At 42.8% G+C, this 21,339-nt stretch carries 17 protein-coding genes; 4 read left to right on the top strand and 13 right to left on the bottom strand.

Going from position 1 to position 21,339, the window contains the following annotated elements:
- Window positions 1–26: 26 nt before the first annotated feature.
- From N480_RS07380 to sdhC, 10 genes are all read right to left on the bottom strand, one after another.
- Window positions 27–1,835, bottom strand: coding sequence for a diguanylate cyclase domain-containing protein (locus tag N480_RS07380; protein WP_196761465.1), 1,809 nt, complete (start codon window positions 1,833–1,835; stop codon window positions 27–29).
- Between the two features lie 86 nt (window positions 1,836–1,921).
- A complete protein-coding gene (locus N480_RS07375; RefSeq protein WP_063371874.1) occupies window positions 1,922–2,956 on the bottom strand; it encodes a hypothetical protein in 1,035 nt (344 codons plus the stop codon).
- A 341-nt stretch (window positions 2,957–3,297) separates the two neighbouring features.
- A complete protein-coding gene (sucD, locus tag N480_RS07370; RefSeq protein WP_046356227.1) occupies window positions 3,298–4,170 on the bottom strand; it encodes a succinate--CoA ligase subunit alpha in 873 nt (290 codons plus the stop codon).
- Window positions 4,170–5,336 (bottom strand): ADP-forming succinate--CoA ligase subunit beta, encoded by a 1,167-nt coding sequence (sucC, locus tag N480_RS07365; RefSeq protein ID WP_023399327.1) that lies wholly within the window; start codon window positions 5,334–5,336, stop codon window positions 4,170–4,172. Before sucC ends, sucD begins: the two co-directional genes overlap by 1 nt.
- A gap of 185 nt (window positions 5,337–5,521) precedes the next feature.
- On the bottom strand, window positions 5,522–7,009 hold the full coding sequence (gene odhB, locus N480_RS07360) for a 2-oxoglutarate dehydrogenase complex dihydrolipoyllysine-residue succinyltransferase (RefSeq protein WP_063356397.1): 1,488 nt from the start codon (window positions 7,007–7,009) through the stop codon (window positions 5,522–5,524).
- Between the two features lie 10 nt (window positions 7,010–7,019).
- The gene (gene sucA / locus N480_RS07355) at window positions 7,020–9,833 is read right to left on the bottom strand and encodes a 2-oxoglutarate dehydrogenase E1 component (protein ID WP_063371873.1); all 2,814 of its coding nucleotides are present in this window, start codon (window positions 9,831–9,833) and stop codon (window positions 7,020–7,022) included.
- 88 nt (window positions 9,834–9,921) lie between these two features.
- Entirely contained in the window at window positions 9,922–10,647 is a 726-nt protein-coding gene (locus tag N480_RS07350; RefSeq protein WP_063356399.1) for a succinate dehydrogenase iron-sulfur subunit, read from the bottom strand.
- A gap of 10 nt (window positions 10,648–10,657) precedes the next feature.
- A complete protein-coding gene (gene sdhA, locus N480_RS07345) occupies window positions 10,658–12,430 on the bottom strand; it encodes a succinate dehydrogenase flavoprotein subunit (protein WP_063371872.1) in 1,773 nt (590 codons plus the stop codon).
- Window positions 12,431–12,778 (bottom strand): succinate dehydrogenase, hydrophobic membrane anchor protein, encoded by a 348-nt coding sequence (gene sdhD, locus N480_RS07340; RefSeq protein ID WP_063371871.1) that lies wholly within the window; start codon window positions 12,776–12,778, stop codon window positions 12,431–12,433.
- Window positions 12,769–13,146: a succinate dehydrogenase, cytochrome b556 subunit gene (sdhC, locus tag N480_RS07335; RefSeq protein WP_155732779.1), complete on the bottom strand. Its 378-nt coding sequence runs from the start codon at window positions 13,144–13,146 to the stop codon at window positions 12,769–12,771. Before sdhC ends, sdhD begins: the two co-directional genes overlap by 10 nt.
- Before the next feature lie 415 nt (window positions 13,147–13,561).
- Between sdhC and N480_RS07330 the strand changes: the two genes are divergently transcribed.
- Window positions 13,562–14,848: a citrate synthase gene (locus tag N480_RS07330; protein ID WP_063371869.1), complete on the top strand. Its 1,287-nt coding sequence runs from the start codon at window positions 13,562–13,564 to the stop codon at window positions 14,846–14,848.
- A gap of 118 nt (window positions 14,849–14,966) precedes the next feature.
- On the opposite strand, the gene yccX is transcribed toward N480_RS07330, so the two are convergent.
- The 3 genes from yccX to N480_RS07315 all read right to left on the bottom strand — a co-directional run bounded on the left by yccX (window position 14,967) and on the right by N480_RS07315 (window position 18,748).
- Window positions 14,967–15,233 carry an acylphosphatase gene (gene yccX / locus N480_RS07325; protein ID WP_063371868.1) on the bottom strand — a complete coding sequence of 89 codons (267 nt, stop codon included), beginning with the start codon at window positions 15,231–15,233 and terminating at the stop codon, window positions 14,967–14,969.
- A gap of 182 nt (window positions 15,234–15,415) precedes the next feature.
- Window positions 15,416–18,082, bottom strand: a complete 2,667-nt coding sequence (locus tag N480_RS07320) for a TonB-dependent receptor plug domain-containing protein (RefSeq protein WP_063371867.1) — start codon at window positions 18,080–18,082, stop codon at window positions 15,416–15,418.
- A gap of 222 nt (window positions 18,083–18,304) precedes the next feature.
- Window positions 18,305–18,748 (bottom strand): hypothetical protein, encoded by a 444-nt coding sequence (locus N480_RS07315; protein ID WP_063371866.1) that lies wholly within the window; start codon window positions 18,746–18,748, stop codon window positions 18,305–18,307.
- A gap of 240 nt (window positions 18,749–18,988) precedes the next feature.
- On the opposite strand from N480_RS07315, the gene xthA reads away from it, so the two are divergent.
- From xthA to N480_RS07300, 3 genes are read left to right on the top strand one after another with little or no spacing between them, the layout of a single operon-like run.
- On the top strand, window positions 18,989–19,798 hold the full coding sequence (gene xthA / locus N480_RS07310; protein ID WP_063371865.1) for an exodeoxyribonuclease III: 810 nt from the start codon (window positions 18,989–18,991) through the stop codon (window positions 19,796–19,798).
- Between the two features lie 39 nt (window positions 19,799–19,837).
- On the top strand, window positions 19,838–20,461 hold the full coding sequence (locus tag N480_RS07305; protein ID WP_063371864.1) for an energy-coupling factor ABC transporter permease: 624 nt from the start codon (window positions 19,838–19,840) through the stop codon (window positions 20,459–20,461).
- The gene (locus N480_RS07300; protein ID WP_063371863.1) at window positions 20,458–21,267 is read left to right on the top strand and encodes a putative RNA methyltransferase; all 810 of its coding nucleotides are present in this window, start codon (window positions 20,458–20,460) and stop codon (window positions 21,265–21,267) included. The genes N480_RS07305 and N480_RS07300 overlap by 4 nt, the downstream gene beginning before the upstream one ends.
- Window positions 21,268–21,339 lie beyond the last annotated feature (72 nt).

The raw sequence follows: 21,339 nt of genomic DNA, 5'->3' as shown, positions 1-21,339 counted from the left end.
CATCTCTGTTTATTCACCTGGGCAGTTCAAAATGCAACGACTTGTCCAGGTGCGTTTCTCTTTACATGAACCAAACGACTTTCCAATTCAGCAAATATATTGCCAAAATCTCCTTCTTCTGAGCAAATAAGTGCCCCCGAAAAACCAACGTCATCCAATAGATCTTGCTCAATAAGCGCTTGCTTAAAAGCAGCGAGTCGCTTCTGGAGCACGGCTTTTTTCATTCCTTCACACAAAATAACAAACTCTTCTTCACTCACCCTACACACTAAATCACCATCATCCCTAAATTGCTTTAAAATTAATTCAGCGGCAAGTTTGAGTTTAGCGTCTGTACTTTTATACCTCAGCTCTGAACTCCTGAGGCCATCTAGCTCTATGAGTGCCATGGCATAGTCTGCGGCACGATTAGAAACCACCTCAAATTGCTCAACAAAGTAACGCCGATTGTAAAGTCCTGTGCCAAAGTCTTTATAATTTAATAAAGCTGTTAAATTACTCTTAGAACGTCGGTAATAAGCCACCACTGCCATTAAGGTAATAACCAGTATTACGATGATTATATAGGCCTTTACTAAGTCGTGGCTTTTAGCTTGGTCATTGTTCAGGTTTGCCTCTATTCCAGTACCACCATTTGAAGAGGCGAGCTTAATCTTTTGTCGCTGTGCTTCTAACGCCCCCTGCGTTTCATATTCAACCTTGTTATTTGCCAAGGCATCATTTTCTTCCAAGAATTTAACGTAAGTCCGCAGTGAAGCGATTGTCTGAGGTAGGTCTCTTTTGGCTTGATAGACATCGGCTTCAATTTTTAAAGTTTGCCGTGTATACCGATTATTCAGTGAGTTCTGATAAGACTTTAATAATTCTTTAGAAGATGAAAGCTGCATCAATGCATTGTCGAACTGTTTAACTTCGGCATAAGCCAAAGCCAAGTTATTGTTTAAGACGATAAGATGCGCAGGGTTAATTATTGCATTTTCTTGAGCAGACTGAGCCTGCTTCAGATAATCAATAGCTTGGGAAAACTCTTTTTTACTTAAAGCGATTTTTCCAAGTCCCGAAAGCCCCCAAAACTCATATCGAGGCAAGTTTTTCGCGTGTGCGACTTCATGCATTTCTTGATAACAATGCTCAGCCTTATCATTCAGGTTTGCTCTGAGCAAGGCTAAACAAAGGTTATATTTTACGGGCAATCCATCTAGGATATTTGATGCTTCCAGCGCCAGATCCCTCGCCTGATAGGCATAACTCAAGGCTTTCACATAAAATTGTAGTGTTAAGTAATACGCCGTTAGGCTGTCATAAACCATTAATTTTGTAGTCCCGTCGATTTCAACTGCACTTCTCGAGATGTAGCTTTGCGCTGCCTGTAACGACTTGAGCGCTTGGCTATATTCTTCCCGCCATACAGCAATAATGGCTTCCATTGCATAGGTTCTGATCAGCAAATCTGACGCTTTTTGCTGAGTGAAACTCAACCTCGCCTGTTTGATATACTGTTTCGCTTTTTCAAGCTCTCCTTGCTCCACGGAGAAAAAGGCTCGATATAAATACCAATATCCAGAACTTAGACTCAAAGGACTTTCTTTTACATATAGTTTGGCGCGATCAAAGTGCTGTTTGGCAGCTTGAATATCGCCTTTAAAGAACGCTGAACGCGCCTTTAAGGTGAGCCAAAATGCTTGATTGACATACTCTGGTTTGTCTTGCGCTGTTAAGATTTCTAAAGGCGTTTTAATCGCTAGAGACTCGAATTCAAGCATCTGTTGCTTTGTCATAGCAACAGAAAAGCTTGAAAACATTAATAAAGACAAGATAATGAACGGTAAATTCAAAAAGTGAAATCCCAGCATTTTATACTAGTTTAAATGTAATCCTTTATTTTAAATTATACAATATTTGATGCGTTCACCTTGGCTGTTCAAGCAATTTCATGCTCACTGGTCACATTGCTTCGTTCTGCTGGCTTACTATTCTCTGCCAAATTTTGAGCATGGTTAAGCTGCGTTAATAGCACCCGTTTCTTATCACTAGGTAAGGCCATTTCATCAGCAATAAGCGAGAGCAACTGCTGATTTGTATTTTGCGCTATTGCCATGCTTTCTTTTAAATCTTTGTTTTGTTGATGCAGCTGTTCTGCTAAATCAGCTTGAGTAATTGTATTTTTAACTTGTTCTTTGGCTTTTTGGTCTGAGCTACCCAATAACTGATTGAATACATCAACTAGTCTATTTAGCACACTGTAAATCACATCTGCAGAAAAACCTCCTAATAGCGCAGCCAACGGTTTATGAAAGTCACTGATTGTTGGATTATTTTGTGCAAGATCAGCCGTGGGTATAAGTTCAGCAATCATCAAGCCAGCCATAAATCCCATAATAACCATAGACCAATAAGTTGAATCAAACTTTGGATCATAATTGCATTGGCGAATATAGTTACGAGATTTGTGCAAACACGCAAACGTAGCTCCTAAGCCTGCACAGCATAGCAAAAACAATTGATTCAACAGCAAAGTCTTTCCTTCAGAATTGAAGAGACCTTCATTGATGGTTTTTTGGTTCACTTCAGGGGAAATTGATAACCCAATAATTGAAAGTAAAAAGAAAATGGCCAATATGGACATATGCCTAACTAGCTTAACTGGACCTAGGAAGCGGATCCACCCTACTGATGTTGACTCTTTATCCATAATCGCTAGTGTGAGAGGCTTGGCTGGATAAACCAACACCGAAAGCTCTTTATGACATTTTGTTAGCTCAGATAACTCATGTTCATAGAACCCGATCCCTCCATCTACACTCTCGCCACCGGTCGCAATGACATCTTGCTTTCGTTGAAGTTGATAAACTGTGTTTGGCATGTAGCTGGGTATTGTTTTCCCCTGCCCTGACGCATAACGAATCATCACATCACACTCTATTAACAAGTGGCTTATGAAATCCTTTTGAGACATAGTCTTACCTATCAGTAAAATGGGAGATTGCGTTTATATCAGTTAACAATACTTAACTTCAAGTACATTTAGTTACGATTTCAAAAGAATTTTAGAGGTAAAAAGTAATAAAGGGGGATTTCTAAGAACAAATAAGTGTTTGGGAAAAATAACCTAATACGTTAATTTGAGAAGTACGCTCGGCTAACCGATGCGCCATTTGGAAAACGCGCCAACACGTTAACGACTTGTTTTCCCTAATGCAAGCTCACTTAAAATTGGGCTAACCTGATAATCAATATACAAAATAAAAACTAAAAAAGGCTCCATAAGGAGCCTTTTATCTGATTGGAAATCGTAGATTACCAGCCAGCTTTTTCTTTAAGTGCAGCACCGATCTCAGCTAGAGAACGAACAGTCTTAACGCCTGCTTCTTCTAGAGCTGCGAACTTCTCATCAGCAGTACCTTTACCACCTGAGATGATTGCACCAGCGTGACCCATACGCTTGCCCGGAGGAGCAGTAACACCAGCGATGTAAGATACAACTGGCTTAGTCACGTTGTGTTTGATGTACTCTGCTGCTTCTTCTTCAGCTGTACCACCGATCTCACCAATCATTACGATTGCTTCAGTCTTAGGATCGTTCTGGAACATTTCTAGTACGTCGATGAAGTTAGTACCTGGGATTGGGTCACCACCGATACCAACACATGTTGATTGACCGAAGCCAGCGTCAGTAGTTTGCTTAACTGCTTCGTAAGTAAGAGTACCTGAACGAGATACGATACCTACTTTACCAGGTAAGTGGATGTGACCAGGCATAATACCAATCTTACACTCACCCGGAGTGATAACACCTGGGCAGTTAGGACCGATCATACGAACGCCAGTTTCTTCAAGCTTCACTTTAACATCAACCATATCTAATGTAGGGATGCCTTCAGTGATACAAACGATTAGCTCGATGCCACCGTCAATCGCTTCTAAGATAGCGTCTTTACAGAATGCAGCTGGTACGTAGATTACAGTTGCAGTTGCGCCTGTCGCTTCTACAGCTTCACGTACAGTGTTGAAAACAGGAAGACCAAGGTGAGTTTGACCACCTTTACCTGGTGATACACCACCAACCATTTGCGTACCGTACTGGATAGCTTGCTCTGAGTGGAAAGTACCTTGACCACCAGTGAAACCCTGACAGATTACTTTAGTATCTTTATTAATTAGTACAGACATTATTTGCCCTCCGCAGCAGCAACTACTTTCTCTGCAGCATCAGTTAGTGATTCAGCAGCGATGATGTCAAGACCAGAGTTAGCTAGTACTTCACGGCCAGCTTCAGCGTTAGTACCTTCAAGACGTACAACTACTGGTACGCTTACACCAACTTCTTTAACTGCACCAATGATACCTTCAGCGATCATGTCACAACGAACGATACCACCGAAGATGTTTACTAGTACTGCTTTAACGTTGTCATCAGAAAGGATGATCTTGAACGCTTCAGATACACGCTCTTTAGTCGCGCCGCCACCAACGTCTAGGAAGTTAGCTGGCTTACCACCGTGTAGGTTTACGATGTCCATTGTACCCATTGCTAGGCCAGCACCGTTAACCATACAACCAACGTTACCGTCTAGAGCAACGTAGTTTAGTTCGAAGCTTGCAGCGTGTGCTTCACGTGCATCTTCTTGTGAAGGATCGTGGAATTCACGGATCTTAGGCTGACGGAATAGCGCGTTGCCATCAACACCAATCTTACCGTCTAGGCAGTGTAGGTTGTTTTCGTCAGTGATTACTAGAGGGTTGATCTCTAGTAGTGCGAAATCGTGATCGATGAACATGTTCGCAAGACCTAGGAAGATCTTAGTGAACTGTTTAATTTGAGCAGGGTTAAGACCAAGCTTGAAGCCTAGCTCACGACCTTGGTATGCCTGAGGGCCTACTAGTGGATCGATTTCTGCTTTGTGAATTAGTTCTGGTGTTTCTTCAGCAACTTGCTCGATTTCTACACCACCTTCAGTTGAAGCCATGAACACGATCTTACGTGAAGCACGGTCAACAACAGCACCAAGGTATAGCTCATTTGCAATATCAGTGCAGCTTTCTACTAAGATCTTAGCAACAGGCTGACCTTTTTCGTCAGTCTGATAAGTAACTAGGTTTTTACCTAACCAGTTTTCAGCAAATGCGCGGATCTCGTCTTTGCTATCAGCTAGCTTAACACCGCCAGCTTTACCACGGCCACCCGCGTGTACTTGACATTTAACGACCCACTTGTCGCCACCAATCTTACCAGCAGCTTCAACTGCTTCCTGAGGAGTGTCACAAGCGTAACCCTCAGATACAGGTAAACCATATTCGGCAAAAAGTTGTTTTGCCTGATACTCATGCAAATTCATGATGCTTTATCCAATTTTTTATACTAAAAAGGCTGAATATTTATGCAAATAATCAGCTATCCCAAATTGCGCCCATAGTATAGATCCCACGGCGTAGTAAGAAAACCCCAGTAAGACCAAAGGCGCAAAAAAAAAGCTGTATGTTGCTTTATTGCACTCATACAGCTTAAGATTTAATCTTTTGATTAAACGTCTAGAAGTAGACGTGTTGGATCTTCTAGTAATTCTTTAATTGTTACTAGGAAACCAACTGACTCTTTACCATCGATTTGACGGTGGTCATAAGAAAGCGCTAGGTACATCATCGGTAGAATTTCTACTTTACCGTTTACAGCCATCGGGCGTTCTTGGATTTTGTGCATACCAAGAATCGAAGACTGAGGTAGGTTAATGATAGGTGTAGATAGAAGTGAACCGAATACGCCACCGTTTGTGATAGTGAAGTTACCACCAGTCATGTCATCAACTGTAAGTTTACCGTCACGACCTTTAAGCGCTAGTTCACGGATACCCTTCTCGATTTCAGCAACTGAAAGTTTGTCACAGTCACGTAGAACTGGCGTTACTAGACCACGAGGCGTTGATACAGCAATACTGATATCAAAGTAGTTGTGGTAAACGATATCATCGCCATCGATTGATGCGTTTACTTCAGGGAAACGTTTAAGCGCTTCAGTTACCGCTTTTACGTAGAAAGACATGAAGCCAAGGCGAATGCCATGACGCTCTTCGAATACATCTTTATACTGCTTACGAAGATCCATGATTGGTTTCATGTTTACTTCGTTGAAAGTAGTAAGCATTGCAGTCGAGTTCTTCGCTTCAAGAAGACGGTTAGCAATTGTCTTACGAAGGCGCGTCATTGGTACACGTTTTTGTGTACGGTCACCAACAGGAGCCGCAGGTGCAGCCGCCGCTTTAGCAGGAGCCGCAGCAGGCTTAGCAGCTGGTGCTTTCAAGAACGCATCAACGTCTTCTTTTGTGATACGACCGCCTTTACCAGTACCTTTGATTTGTGAAGCATCAAGGCCCTTCTCAGCAATTAAGCGACGAACTGAAGGAGTAAGAACGTCAGCGTTCTCGTCAGATGCAGCAGGTGCTGCGTCAGATGCTGCCGGAGCTGCAGGTGCGCCACCTGCTGAAAGCTTACCGATTACTTGTTCGCCAAGTACTGTATCGCCTTCGGCATGTAGCTGCTCACCCATTACACCGTCTTCAGGTGCAACAACTTCAAGAACTACTTTATCAGTTTCGATGTCAACTAGGTTTTGATCACGGCTTACTGCCTCACCTGGTTGAACGTGCCAAGTTGCGATTGTAGCGTCTGCTACTGACTCTGGAAGTACTGGTACTTTAATGTCCACTTCTTTACCTTCTGATGCTGGCGCCGCTGCTGGCGCTGCTGGTTGTTCATTTGATTGAGCTGGTGCTGCACCGGCAGCACCTATTTGTGCGATTACTTGCTCGCCTAGTACAGTTGCGCCTTCTTCTTCAGAGATTGCAACAATTACACCATCTTCAGGTGCAACAACTTCCAAAACTACTTTGTCAGTTTCGATGTCAACTAGGTTTTGGTCACGGCTTACAGTGTCACCAACGCTTACGTGCCAAGTTGCAACTGTTGCGTCAGCAACTGACTCAGGAAGAACAGGAACCTTAATTTCGGTTGTCATCTCTTATTCCTTATTTCTTAATTGTTAATGCGTCAGCAATCAACGCGTTTTGTTCTTTAGTGTGGGTAGACATGTAACCACAAGCTGGAGCAGCAGAAGCCTGACGACCTGCATAAGTTAGTTTCGCTCCACTTGGGATAGCTTCCCAGAAATGGTGTTGAGAACAGTACCAAGCACCTTGGTTCTGCGGCTCTTCCTGACACCATACGAAATCTTTTACGTGCTGGTAACGCGCCATAATTTCATCCATTTCTTTGTGTGGGAATGGATATAGCTGCTCAACACGCACAATTGCGACGTTATTCAGTTCAAGCTTGCGACGCTCTTGTAGTAGCTCGTAGTAAACTTTACCACTACAGAACACAACACGTTCAACATTTTCTGGATTGATATCGTCAATCTCGTCGATCATGTTGTGGAATACACCATCAGAAAGCTCTTCTAGACTAGAAACCGCTAGCGGGTGACGTAGCAATGATTTAGGCGTCATAACAATCAGAGGACGACGCAGAGGACGTACAGATTGGCGACGAAGCATTGCATAAACCTGTGCAGGCGTCGTAGGAACACACACTTGCATATTATGGTCGGCACATAGCTGAAGGTAACGTTCCATACGCGCAGAGCTGTGTTCAGGGCCTTGGCCTTCATAACCGTGTGGAAGTAATAATGTCAAGCCACACAAACGACCCCACTTTTGCTCGCCAGAACTTAAGAATTGGTCGAATACTACTTGGGCACCGTTTGCAAAGTCACCAAATTGTGCTTCCCAAAGTACCAAAGAAGTAGGCTCAGCTGTCGCATAACCGTATTCAAATGCAAGTACTGCTTCTTCAGAAAGTACCGAGTCGTAAACTTCAAAAGTACCTTGCTCTGGGCTGATATTTTGCAGTGGCAAATATGTTGACGCATCGTTCTGATTGTGAACAACTGCATGACGGTGGAAGAAAGTACCACGTCCTGAGTCCTGACCAGTCAAACGGATGTCAGTGCCTTGGTCAACCATCGTAGCGTATGCCAATGTTTCAGCCATACCCCAGTCTAGTAATTTGTCACCCTTCGCCATTGCTTTACGGTCATCGTATATTTTCTTAACACGAGACTGAGCTTTATGGTCTTCTGGGTAAGTCGCAACCTTTTCACCAAGCTCTTTCAGCTTTTCTACAGATACACCTGTTTCATACGGCGTATCCCAATCATGGCCAACATACTTTGACCACTCAGAAGAGTGCTTAGTTTCTGGTTGGATTTCATCAACAACACATACGCCATTGTCTAGGCCGTTACGATATTCGTCTGCAAGCTGCTTTGCTTCTTCCGCAGACAGAACACCTTCAGCAACTAGCTTATCAGAGTATAACTGGCGCGGTACTGGATGCTTTTTAATCTTCTGGTACATCAGAGGCTGAGTCGCATTAGGCTCGTCTGCTTCATTGTGACCGTGACGACGGTAACAAACTAAGTCGATAACAACATCGCGCTTAAACTTATTACGGAAATCTAGAGCAACTTGAGTTACTAAAGCAACAGCTTCTGGGTCGTCTGAGTTTACATGGAAGATTGGTGCTTGGACCATTTTAGCGATGTCAGTACAGTATTCTGTAGAGCGTGTATCTTCAGGCTTAGATGTCGTGAAACCGACTTGGTTGTTAACAACAATTCGTACCGTGCCGCCTACGCCGTATGCGCGGGTCTTAGACAGGTTAAATGTTTCTTGAACAACACCTTGACCTGCGATAGCTGAGTCACCGTGAATGGTAATTGGCAATGCTTTTGAGCCGCTTGCACAATTTAAACGGTCTAGACGTGCTCTTACAGAGCCCATAACCACTGGATTTACGATTTCTAAGTGAGACGGGTTAAACGCCAATGCCATGTGAACATCGCCGCCCTTAGTGCCGAAATCAGAAGAGAAACCCATGTGGTATTTAACATCACCAGAACCTGCAGACTCGCCATATTTGCCAGCGAACTCGTCAAATAGCTCTTGTGGATTTTTACCTAATACGTTAACAAGTACGTTAAGGCGACCACGGTGTGCCATACCAATAACGACTTCTTCTTGGCCGCTCTCGCCTGCTCTGTGAACAAGCTCTTTTAGCATTGGTACTAACGCGTCGCCACCTTCAAGTGAGAAACGCTTTGCACCAGGGAATTTCGCACCAAGGTATTTTTCTAGGCCATCAGCTGCAATCAAGCCTTGTAAAAGACGTAGTTTGTTTTCTTTGCTGAATTGAGTCTGTGAGAAACCAGCTTCTAAACGTTGTTGTAACCAGCGTTTTTCTTCTGTTGATGTGATGTGCATATACTCAGCGCCAACAGAGCCACAATATGTTGACTTAAGCGCTGCGTACAAATCTTTTAGTTTCATTGTCTCTTTGCCACAGGCAAAAGAGCCAACATTGAATTCTTTATCGAGATCTACATCATCTAGATTGTGGTAAGCCAAGTCGAGCTCTCTCACTCGCTCTCGCTGCCATAAACCCAATGGGTCTAGGTTGGCATTTTGGTGGCCCCTAAATCTAAATGCATTAATAAGCTGCAACACACGCACTTGTTTTGCATCTGCCGCACCTTCTGCAGAAACTACTACTTCTCTGTGTTTGTTCTTAGCAAGCTCAGCAAATTGTGCTCTTACATCCGAATGTTTAATATCAACATCAACACCTTCAACTTTAGGTAGTTGATCAAACACTTCTCGCCATTCTTCTGGCACTGAAGCCGCATCGTCAAGATACGCTTCATATAAATCTTCTACATACGCAACGTTGCCGCCGTATAAGTGAGAAGATTCTAGCCATGCCTTCATCACACCTTCGTGCATTTATTAGCCCTTTTCTCTAGCGCAGAAACTTTAACTTAAACGAAAACAAGATGGCATGCCCAGCATGCCATCTTAAGATAATTATGCTTTAAACCGAACGGTTTAATAGCATAGATTTAATGTGTCCAATTGCTTTGGTTGGATTCAAACCTTTTGGACAAACGCTAACACAGTTCATGATACTGTGACAACGGAATACGCTGAACGCGTCATCAAGACCAGCTAAACGCTCTTCAGTTGCTGTATCGCGGCTGTCTGCCAAGAAACGATATGCATGAAGAAGTCCAGCAGGACCGATAAATTTATCTGGATTCCACCAGAAAGATGGGCATGAAGTAGAACAACATGCACATAAAATACACTCATATAGGCCATCTAGCTTTTCACGATCTTCAACTGACTGAAGACGCTCTTCGCCACCTGTTGGCTTATCATTGATCAAGTAAGGTTTTACTTTCTCGTATTGAGTGTAGAACTGACTCATGTCAATTACCAAGTCACGAATAACAGGAAGACCTGGTAATGGACGGATGATAATTTTACCTTTGCCATTCTTTTGTAATGCTGACAACGGAGTAATACATGCTAGGCCATTTTTGCCGTTCATGTTTACGCCATCAGAACCACATACACCTTCACGACACGAACGACGGAATGAAAGAGTAGAGTCTTGCTCTTTCAGCATTAACAGTGCATCAAGCACCATCATGTCACGCCCTTCTTCAACCTCTAATTTGTATTCCTGCATACGAGGTGCAGTATCTACATCTGGGTTGTAACGATAAACAGAGAATTCTAAAGTTGCTGTTGCCATCGTTGAACTCCTAGTACGTACGAGCTTTAGGTGGGAATGCTTCACGAGTTGTCGGCGCAAAGTTTACATCACGCTTGGTCATTGACTCGCTCTCAGGGTGGTACATTGAGTGACATAGCCAGTTTTCGTCATCACGATCTGGGAAGTCAAATCTCGAGTGCGCACCACGGCTCTCAGTACGGAAGTTTGCAGCAACCGCTGTTGAGTATGCAGTTTCCATTAAGTTGTCTAATTCAAGACACTCGATACGTTGTGTATTGAATTCAGTTGACTTGTCGTCAAGGCGTGCATACTGAAGACGCTCACGGATTTCTTTAAGCTCTTTCAAGCCATCCGCCATTGAATCACCTTCACGGAAAACCGAGAAGTTAAGTTGCATACACTCTTGTAAGTCTTTCTTAATTTGTACCGGATCTTCGCCTTTACCAACTTCTGACGTTTCCCAACGGTTGTAGCGTGCAAATGCCGCATCAACGTCGTCTTTAGAAGCTTCACCAGTCGATTCGAAGTCTTTCAGGTAAGAACCTAAGAAGTTACCCGCAGCACGGCCGAATACAACTAAGTCTAACAGTGAGTTACCACCTAGACGGTTTGCACCATGTACAGATACACATGCGATTTCACCTACCGCGAATAAACCTTCTACGATACGCTCTTTGCCGTTCACATCAACGTCTAGTACCTGACCGTTAACGTTTGTTGGTACACCACCCATCATGTAGTGACAAGTTGGAATTACCGGAATTGGCTCTTTAGCTGGATCTACGTGTGCAAAAGTCTTTGACAGGTCACAAACACCTGGAAGACGAAGGTTAAGCATTTCCTCACCAAGGTGATCAAGCTTAAGTTTAATGTGAATACCCCAAGGGCCCTCACAACCGCGGCCTTCACGAATTTCGGTCATCATTGCACGTGCAACAACGTCACGACCCGCAAGGTCTTTCGCGTTAGGCGCATAACGTTCCATGAAACGCTCGCCATCTTTGTTTAAAAGGTAACCACCTTCACCACGACAACCTTCAGTTACTAGCGTACCAGCACCTGCGATACCCGTCGGGTGGAACTGCCACATTTCCATGTCTTGCATGCCGATGCCAGCGCGCACAGCCATACCAACACCGTCACCAGTATTGATGTGAGCATTTGTTGTAGATGCATAGATACGACCAGCACCACCAGTTGCAAGTACTACGGCTTTAGACTTGAAGTAAACAACTTCGCCAGTCTCGATTTCGATTGCAGTAACACCTACAACATCGCCCTTGTCGTTTTTAACTAAATCTAGTGCGTACCATTCAGAGAATACGTTAGTTTTGTTTTTAACGTTCTGTTGGTATAGACAGTGAAGAAGTGCGTGACCTGTACGGTCAGCAGCAGCAGCTGTACGTGCAGCCTGCTCGCCGCCAAAGTGCTTAGACTGACCACCGAAAGGACGCTGATAAACACGGCCATTTTCAAAACGAGAAAATGGTAGACCCATGTTTTCTAATTCAGTAATAGCTTCAGGACCTGTTTTAGTCATGTACTCGATAGCGTCTTGGTCCCCGATGTAATCAGAACCCTTAACAGTATCGTACATGTGCCATTCCCAGTTATCTTCGTGAGAATTACCTAGCGCAACAGTAATACCACCCTGCGCAGATACGGTATGAGAACGAGTTGGGAATACTTTTGAAATAAGCGCACATGTCTTACCAGACTCAGAAATCGCTAGTGCTGCACGCATGCCTGCACCACCGGCGCCAACAACTACAGCATCAAATTCACGGACATTATATTTCACTTAAACACCCCACAGAACAAACAAACCAACAGCAACATATGCAAGTGCCATTAGATTCAATACAAAGCCTAAAACTGTACGCATTGTTGAGCACTTAACGTAGTCAGTCAGTACTTGCCATAGGCCAATACGAGTATGAACCATTATACAAATTAAAGTAATAATAGTTGCCGCTTTCATTGCTAGGTTATCAAATAGCCCAGACCAAGCTTCATACGTTAATTCAGGAGTTAATGCTAGGTAGCCAACAATAAATACAGCGTAAGCTGCAATAATTAATGCTGTAGCGCGAAGTGATACATAATCTTGTACACCATCACGTTTAAGAGTTGCTTGATTTAAGACCATATCCACACTCCACCAAGGATAGCCACGATTACCCATAGAGCGATTGCAATGTTAGCACTTGCATTGCCAGACTCTAATTCTTCCCAGTGCCCCATGTCTTGGATCATGTGACGGATACCGCCAATGATGTGGTAAGACAATACAGCGAAGGTGCCCCACGCAATAAACTTCGCAACAAAGCTTGTCATAAGCTCTTTTACAAAGTTAAAACCTTCAGGAGAAGAGAGAGATTCAGACCACGCCCAAATGACAAATGTCAGCGCGAAGAACAACGCGACACCAGTGACACGATGTAATATCGACGCCTTTGCCGTTGGCGGCATAGATATAGTCGTAAGATCTAGATTTACAGGTCTTTGCTTTTTCACAGTTACTTGCCCATCTTTGCTCGATTAGAGCTTCATCTACTTGTTTTTATCAACCCACTTGCACGACATGCACAAATGGCACACTCTAGATAAACCTGTTTAAACACTTAAAAGATCACTTGCCTGTAAAACTTCGATGTAAAAATAGGTTTACCCACAGACGACACGGTATAAAACCGTTGACAGTATATAAGGCTATCCGTGTTTTTACAATTCTTGTTTAGTTTCGTACGCTTGCGAATTAGCCAATGGTATAATATTTAATCTGCTTAGAATATTTATTATACATTTTTGCATAATTCTGAGAAAAATTGACTTTTCACCCCAATTATAAGTTACAATGATCTGAATTTGCTTAACATTAGTATCACAACATAACAATCAGAATGTTGTTATTTCATAGGAGATAAGATAGATGGCAGATAAGAAAGCCACAGTCCATATTGATGGGCACGATCCAATCGAACTACCGATCCACTCTGGCACAGCTGGCCAAGACGTTATCGACGTTCGTACGTTAGGTGCTCACGGCTTCTTCACATACGACCCTGGTTTCATGTCGACTGGCTCTTGTGAATCATCTATTACTTACATTGATGGCGCCAAGGGTGTACTTCTACACCGTGGCTATCCAATCGAACAATTGGCTGAAAACTCAAATTATATTGAACTTTGCTACCTACTATTAAACGGTGAACTACCAAACAAAGAGCAGCTTGCAAGCTTCTCTGAAGAAATCACACGCAACACGATGATGCACGAGAAAATCGCTGCATTCTTCCAAGGTTTCCGCGTTGATTCTCACCCAATGGCAATGCTTTGTGGTGTAGTTGGTGCTCTATCATCTTTCTATCACGATGACTTAGACATCTCAGATGCAGAACAACGTATGCGTTGCGCAACTAAACTAGTTGCTAAGCTACCAACTATCGCAGCAATGGCTTACAAATATAACGTAGGTCAACCATTTGTATATCCTCGCAACGACCTTAGCTACGCAGAAAACTTCCTACATATGATGTTCTCTGTACCAGCTGAAGAGTACAAAGTAAGCCCTGTTTTAGCAAAAGCAATGGATCGTATTTTCATGCTTCACGCTGACCATGAGCAAAACGCATCGACGTCTACAGTTCGTTTAGCGGGCTCTTCTGGCGCAAACCCTTATGCATGTATCGCAGCTGGTATTGCGTCACTTTGGGGCCCTGCGCACGGTGGTGCAAACGAAGCATGTTTAAACATGCTTGAAGAGATTGGTTCGGTTGACCGTATCGACGAATTCGTAGCTAAAGCAAAAGACAAGAACGACCCGTTCCGTCTAATGGGCTTTGGTCACCGTGTATACAAAAACTTCGATCCACGTGCGACAGTAATGCGCCAGACTTGTCATGAAGTTTTAGAAGAGCTGAACATTCAAGACCCACTTCTAGACGTCGCAATGAAGCTAGAGCAAATTGCACTAGAAGACCCTTACTTCGTAGAAAAGAAACTATACCCTAACGTAGATTTCTACTCAGGTATCATCTTGAAAGCTATCGGTATTCCTACAAGTATGTTCACAGTTATCTTTGCTATGTCGCGTACAGTTGGCTGGATTTCACACTGGAACGAAATGCTGTCTCAAGCAGGCCATAAAATTGGTCGCCCACGTCAGCTATACACAGGCTACACAGCACGTGACTATGAGGATCAAGGCGAACGTTAATCATCGCTTTGGCAAAAAAAGGGCTCAAGAGCCCTTTTTTTTCGGCTTTTTTTTAGTCACCAAGTTAATTTGTACGCATTTCTTTACATTGATAGCCGTAGAAATATTTTTCCCAAATTTAGTAAATCTCAAAGCTAGAGTAGATTTCTTGGCCAATATTTACCTCTTTTACATGCTCAACGCTTGCCAACACTGGACCCTGCTGCAACCAACTGGCAAGTTTGTCAATGTCACCTTGCTCACCATACACGACAACTTCGACACTTTTGTCTGGTAAGTTTTTAGCAAATCCATACAGTCCTAATCTCGTTGCTTGTTGCCGAGTGTGATAACGAAAGCCAACGCCTTGTACTACGCCTGTCACAATGAATCTTGAACTTTTCATTTAGCTGAACTCGTTGATAACTCAAATAACAAGCTTAGTTCCCAAATTACTGGATTTGAAGGTTTTGAAAAAGGAACAATTGATATGACCGAAAGAGCAAACCTCGAGATTTGCAGAGCTGCATGTAAAAAGGCCCCTATGGGGCCCTTTAGATTTAAAACTGCTCGAAAAGCTGCGTTTATTTAAAATTTATAAGCAAACTTAACGTAAACTTGACGACCTAATATACTATGCGTCTTGTTATCTACACCCATAGACTCTGAAGGCGCAAATGGCGCTTCTTCGTTTGTCAGATTAGAAGCACCCAGCGTTGCTGTCAGTTTGTCAAAACCAACATATGTCACGCTAGTATCGATTGTAGTCCAGGAGTCTATTTCAAACTTGTTTCCTGAGCTGTCAGCCAAATCGTTGTATGAATTAATGTAATTCACGCTGAAGTTGGCAATCCAATCATCAAGCGCCCAATCTACACGCGCATTCCATCGTAGATCAGGGTGCTGATACTCACCGTTCTCATCTATGATAACTGATACAGAATTGCCACTTTCATCTGTTCGAATTAGCTCTTCATCAAAGTTCAAGACATAGGTTACGTTATAACCAAACTTGAACTCACCCAAACCTTGCGTTTCGAGCCTGTACTCCAGATCAAGGTCAATACCATCCGTTTTGCGGCCACCAATGTTGACGAATGTGTCGTTGATTTGGCGAATTCGCCCTGGTGTGCTTCCAGTACTCGCTTCTCTTATTACCAAGTTTGGATCATCACCACAACAATCTACGATATCTTGTGCGCCAATTTTCTTAATTAGGTTGTCTTGATCATAGTTCCAGTAATCAACGCCTACACTAAAGTCGTCCGTAGCCTGCCAAATAACCCCAAGGTTATAGTTTGTTGACTCTTCCGGTTGCAGATTTTTGTTACCAGCCACTTGTGCCGTATATTCGAAAGGCTCACAGTCCAGTGGGTCTTTAGTAATGACACAACGATCTCTATCGATTACGCTTGGCGATTCATCAGTTCTACCAAGGTGGAGTTGAACGAGAGAAGGGGCTCTGAATGCCGTGCCCCATGAACCTCGCACAACAATTTCTTCGAGCGGCGTCCAGCGGAAAGCAACTTTTGGATCAGTCGTATTACCAAAGTCGCTGTAATCCTCATACCTTAACGCTAGCTGTAGTTCCAAGTCTTCAGTAGCTGGCACAATAAATTCAGCAAATAGTGCTGTATTATCTCTATCACCATTTGCTTGCGTCGCTTCTGTTCCAAAAATTTCGTTGTTTAAATACTGGCTATCAGGATTGTCTTCAATTTTTTCATAGCGGTGTTCTAAACCAAATGCAGCAGCAACATAACCATCACCGAATTCAAATAGCTCGCCCGAAATTGTCGCATCGAATGACTGCATGGTAGACGCGCCGTAACGCGTGGTGGTTGTCTCTATTTTATCGAGTGCTGCTTGACTGTTTTGACTAGGTTCAAATGGGTTCCACTCTCCACTGTCAATTGCCGCTTGAGCTCTTAATTTATTTGGGAAGCCATCGAAGCCTTTTTCAACTGCACTTGAACGAATCGCTGAATAGGCAAACTCCCAATCCCACTCCTTGAACTCGCCGCGCATACCCATAACCGCTCGGTAGTATTCTGAGTCCACATCCTTTTTACGATTACCAATATCAACCGTACGACGACGCATTGAAATATCTACGCCATGTAAGAAATGGTCGGGCAATGCAGCAAGTGGATGATTAGGATTATCGCCAGCCATGGTTAGCTCTGTAAAGCTTGGGCTAGCCGCCCCCTGAATGAAAGTAGAAGTATGTTGCGCAGAAAACTCCGCGAACCCCTCTACTCCATCCATAATTTCTTGAACGCCATTGTAGTTAAAGCTAATACGCTCAGTGGAAGGAATGAGAGTCATATGGGGTGCATAATCGTATCGACAAATATCACCGATGATCATATTTTCCGGGCATTTATCGTTGCCCCAAACGTCTGCAAAAATGGTTTGTCTAACTTTAGTACCATCATCTTCAACACGCGTCACCGGTAAGGCTTCCCATTGTGCATCTGTAAGTTGGCTTCTTACCACTTCAATACTGCCAGGAAATCCAGAAGAACTTAGCGCGTTATTACCACCTCTGAACCTTTGGTCGGCTGTAGAGGCGTAGTCGCGGTCCGCATAAAATACATCTCCACGCTTGAAATAATCTATTGAAAAATTGTGATGCCCTTTATCTGTTGAGCTTCCCCAAAGTAACGTGAAGTTTTCTTCTTCAGCGCCACCATCCGCAGTGTCGGAAATTTTACCCGCAACTTCAAAGCCATCGATGTCATCGCGCAGGATAATATTAATTACACCTGCAACCGCGTCCGAACCATAAGTCGCTGACGCACCATCTTTTAAAACATCGATTCTCTTTACTGAAGAAACAGGAATTGTGTTTAAGTCAACGAACGAGGTTTCAATATCTTTTGCAAATGGACTTACTGCGACACGACGACCATTTATCAAAACCAGAGTGGAAGAAGCTCCTAAGCCGCGTAGCGCAACACTTGAACCACCATTAGCGGTATCGTCACTTGAGTTACCCTGTGTACTAAACGTCCCAGCACCTGCTACTGGTAGTTTTTGCAGCGCACCAATTAGATCTGTAGAACCCGTAGCGGCAAGATCACCTGCCGAAATAGTCTGTATAGGTGATGGTCCTTCTAAATCTGATCGCTTGATATGTGACCCAGTCACTTCAATACGTTCAACCTCAGATTCATTCGCATTTGCTACACTTGCTCCCCCAAGCAATGCAAAACCCACTGAAGATGCTATTAGCGTAATCCCCTTTTTCATTATCTTTATTCTCCGTAGTGTATAAAACATCTTTTTAACTTTTATAACACACTAAAAAAACAATAAAAACAACAAAAACCCTTAAAGAATTTACATTTAATCAATTACTGCGTTTGTATTTTCAACAACTTTGGTCTGGAGGACATAGGAATAGCGGCTTTTACGGAATTTGAGCAAAAAAAACCCAGCTAAATAGCTGGGCTTTTTTCATTTGTAAACTTGTTAGATAGCAGTATTTTTAACTTCTTTAACAAATTGTTTTACTGGTAAATTATTACACTTTAAGTTTCTAGCTTGGCTGCGGTATTTGTGCAAACTCGCAACACCTTCTTTAGCTGCCTTCATGCATAGCTCAGTTGCTCTAGATGTGTTTTCAGCAACCAACTTAGCTTTAACTGATTGTTGACTATTTTGCACACGTTGATGAGCTTTCGCGAATGTACGAATATCTTCACCATTGCACTCTACTGATGGAGAAAAGCGAGAAACGAACACACCTTGTTGCGCACCAAACTTGCGCGCTGCGCTTAGACCTTGGTTTGCAGCAATCTCACATACCTTGGAAATTGTAGACGCGTCGCTTGCTACAAAGTTCTGGCTACCGCCAGCAAATGCAGAAGTTGAAGCGATAGTAATAAGAGTAGCAATTGAGAGAGACTTAAACATAATTTACCTCGAAAGAACGAATTGGTGCGCATTATATAGCCAACTTAATCCTTGTAAATGGCAAATATAAACTTTTTTGAACATTTAATGAGCTATTTACATACCTATAAACTCATGCTTCAAACCTGCTAAATTTTTCTCCTTAATTAACAAATCTTCGTATCAGGAAACATACTTTTTTCCCCTATAAGACGGACATAATGATACACTCCCACATTATTCACTCTCTAAAATTAAAATATGAAAGTTATCTCATTCAATATCAACGGCCTTCGCGCCCGCCTACACCAATTACAAGCCATCATAGATAAACATCAGCCAGATGTGATTGGCCTACAAGAAATTAAGGTACATGACGAAGCGTTTCCCGTAGAGGACGTAGAAGCAATGGGCTATCACGTTTATTTTCATGGGCAAAAGGCACATTACGGTGTTGCTTTGTTATCAAAGGCGCCTGCTAAATCCATTCAAAAAGGTTTTACAACTGATACAGATGAAGCCCAGAGACGTATGATCACGGGAACGTTTGAGAGCCCAAATGGTAATGACGTTACGGTAATGAATGGCTACTTCCCACAGGGAGACAATATTAGTCATGAAACCAAATTCCCGTACAAGCGTCAGTTTTATAAAGATTTAATGACCCACCTCAATACTTATGAAAAACCAGATAGTAACCTTATTGTGATGGGGGATATCAATATTTCACCAACTGATAGCGATATTGGTATCGGTGAAGCAAATCGCAAACGCTGGTTAAAGACAGGTAAATGTTCTTTCCAGCCAGAGGAAAGAGAGTGGCTAAAAACCCTGATGGACTGGGGTTTCAAAGATACGTTTAGAGAGCTTACGCCAGAAGTAGAAGATAAGTTTTCGTGGTTTGACTATCGCTCAAAAGGCTTTAATGACAATCGAGGCTTGAGAATTGACGTCGTTTTAGCCACTGAAAATCTCATGAAAACATGTCAAGAAAGCGATATCGATTACGAGTTGAGAGGAATCGAAAAGCCTTCTGATCATGCTCCAATCTGGGCGACTTTTGAAATCTAACGGTTAATTATTACTTCACATACATTTGGATGTTAACGCATGACAACATTTGTGTTTGCTTTACTTGCATTCGTACTCAGTTTGGACAAACAACAGTACGAAACGCTAATAAAGACCCCACAAAGACAAATTGGTGTTCTCAGTTGCGCTCTTGTGATGGCGTTATTATGGCAGATAAAAGCTGGCATTTTACCTAATTTGAACATCCATATATTGGCCGTAACGACGGTAACTTTAGTGCTTGGCTGGCGGTTGTCCTTATTGAGTACATTGCTGGCCGCAATACTTTGCTATTTTTTTGCATCCTTTGAGGTAAGCTTTTTTTCCTTTTGGTTACTAAACGGGATCCTACCCGTTTATCTAAGCTATGCATTGTTTGTATTGTGCTATCACTATTTACCTCGACATTTTTTTATTTATATTTTTGTTTGTGCGTTTATTTCAGCAGGCTTAGTTGCTGCAATTAAAATTATTCTATCAGCAGCATATTACTGGTCTATTGGCCTGTACGACTGGTACGTATTGACGAGCAATTATATGTTTTATGCCGTGATCATGTGGTTTCCAGAGGCTATGCTAAATGGTATGGCTGTGACACTCTTGATCACTTATCGCCCCCAATGGGTGCGAACCTTTTACGATAAGGAATACCTAGATAGATGACTGTAGAATACCGTTGTCCAATATGCTCTGAGCCACTTGTCCCAACAGGCAACAGTTTAGGGTGTACTAACCGTCATCAGTTCGACTTTGCAAAAGAAGGTTATATAAACCTACTTCCGGTGCAATTTAAGCGCTCAAAGCAGCCCGGAGACAACTTAGACATGGTGCAAGCAAGGCGTGCTTTCTTTGCCACTCCTCACTATCAGTTTTTACAACAGTCATTAGCTAAACTCGTCGCAAGTAAACAGCCAAAAACAGTCATTGATTTGGGATGTGGAGAAGGGTTTTATACGCAAGCAATCGCTAATGAGCTCAATGGAAAAGCATCAATTTATGGATTAGACATCAGCAAACCAGCGATAAAATACGCTGCCAAACGCTATGATAACCCTAACTTTAGTGTTGCTTCCAGTAAAGATGCGCCGTTTAAAGACGCTTTGGCCGATGTTGTGTTGAGCATCTTTGCCCCTGTTTTTGACAAAGAATCTGCAAGGCTTTTGTCACCAGCAGGGACATTGATAATAGTAAGTCCAGGCCCTCATCACCTATATGAACTAAAACAACATATATATGATGATGTGCGTTTACACGAATCACCAGATTGTCCAGAAGGATTTATTGAAACGGAACAGACATTGTTCCAAGAAGTGCATTCAGTTTCGACTGATGTCATATTTAATTTGATTAAAATGACGCCTTTTGCTTGGAAGTTTAAGGAGTCTCACTTTGAAGCATTATCAAGCAAAACCCATCACGAAATCACTCTGTCATTCTTGGTCACCCAATTCAACAAAGCACATTCTTAATAAAGTTACGCTAGAAACTAGATTAAAACAGCTTTGAGTGTTAAACAATTCATGCCCGATTAGCGTTATTCG

It is taken from the genome of Pseudoalteromonas luteoviolacea S2607 (genome assembly GCF_001625575.1).
Classification (GTDB): Bacteria; Pseudomonadota; Gammaproteobacteria; order Enterobacterales; family Alteromonadaceae; genus Pseudoalteromonas; species Pseudoalteromonas luteoviolacea_E.
This window is presented reverse-complemented; position numbering and strand designations above follow the sequence as displayed.

Coding starts and splice junctions, on each gene's coding strand:
- N480_RS07300 (WP_063371863.1), top strand. CDS start 20,458: ATGACTGTAGAATACCGTTGTCCAATATGCTCTGAGCCACTTGTCCCA.
- N480_RS07305 (WP_063371864.1), top strand. CDS start 19,838: ATGACAACATTTGTGTTTGCTTTACTTGCATTCGTACTCAGTTTGGAC.
- yccX (WP_063371868.1), bottom strand. CDS start 15,233: ATGAAAAGTTCAAGATTCATTGTGACAGGCGTAGTACAAGGCGTTGGC.
- sucD (WP_046356227.1), bottom strand. CDS start 4,170: ATGTCTGTACTAATTAATAAAGATACTAAAGTAATCTGTCAGGGTTTC.
- N480_RS07320 (WP_063371867.1), bottom strand. CDS start 18,082: ATGAAAAAGGGGATTACGCTAATAGCATCTTCAGTGGGTTTTGCATTG.
- xthA (WP_063371865.1), top strand. CDS start 18,989: ATGAAAGTTATCTCATTCAATATCAACGGCCTTCGCGCCCGCCTACAC.
- N480_RS07350 (WP_063356399.1), bottom strand. CDS start 10,647: ATGGCAACAGCAACTTTAGAATTCTCTGTTTATCGTTACAACCCAGAT.
- sdhD (WP_063371871.1), bottom strand. CDS start 12,778: ATGGTCTTAAATCAAGCAACTCTTAAACGTGATGGTGTACAAGATTAT.
- N480_RS07330 (WP_063371869.1), top strand. CDS start 13,562: ATGGCAGATAAGAAAGCCACAGTCCATATTGATGGGCACGATCCAATC.
- odhB (WP_063356397.1), bottom strand. CDS start 7,009: ATGACAACCGAAATTAAGGTTCCTGTTCTTCCTGAGTCAGTTGCTGAC.
- sucC (WP_023399327.1), bottom strand. CDS start 5,336: ATGAATTTGCATGAGTATCAGGCAAAACAACTTTTTGCCGAATATGGT.
- N480_RS07375 (WP_063371874.1), bottom strand. CDS start 2,956: ATGTCTCAAAAGGATTTCATAAGCCACTTGTTAATAGAGTGTGATGTG.
- sucA (WP_063371873.1), bottom strand. CDS start 9,833: ATGCACGAAGGTGTGATGAAGGCATGGCTAGAATCTTCTCACTTATAC.
- N480_RS07315 (WP_063371866.1), bottom strand. CDS start 18,748: ATGTTTAAGTCTCTCTCAATTGCTACTCTTATTACTATCGCTTCAACT.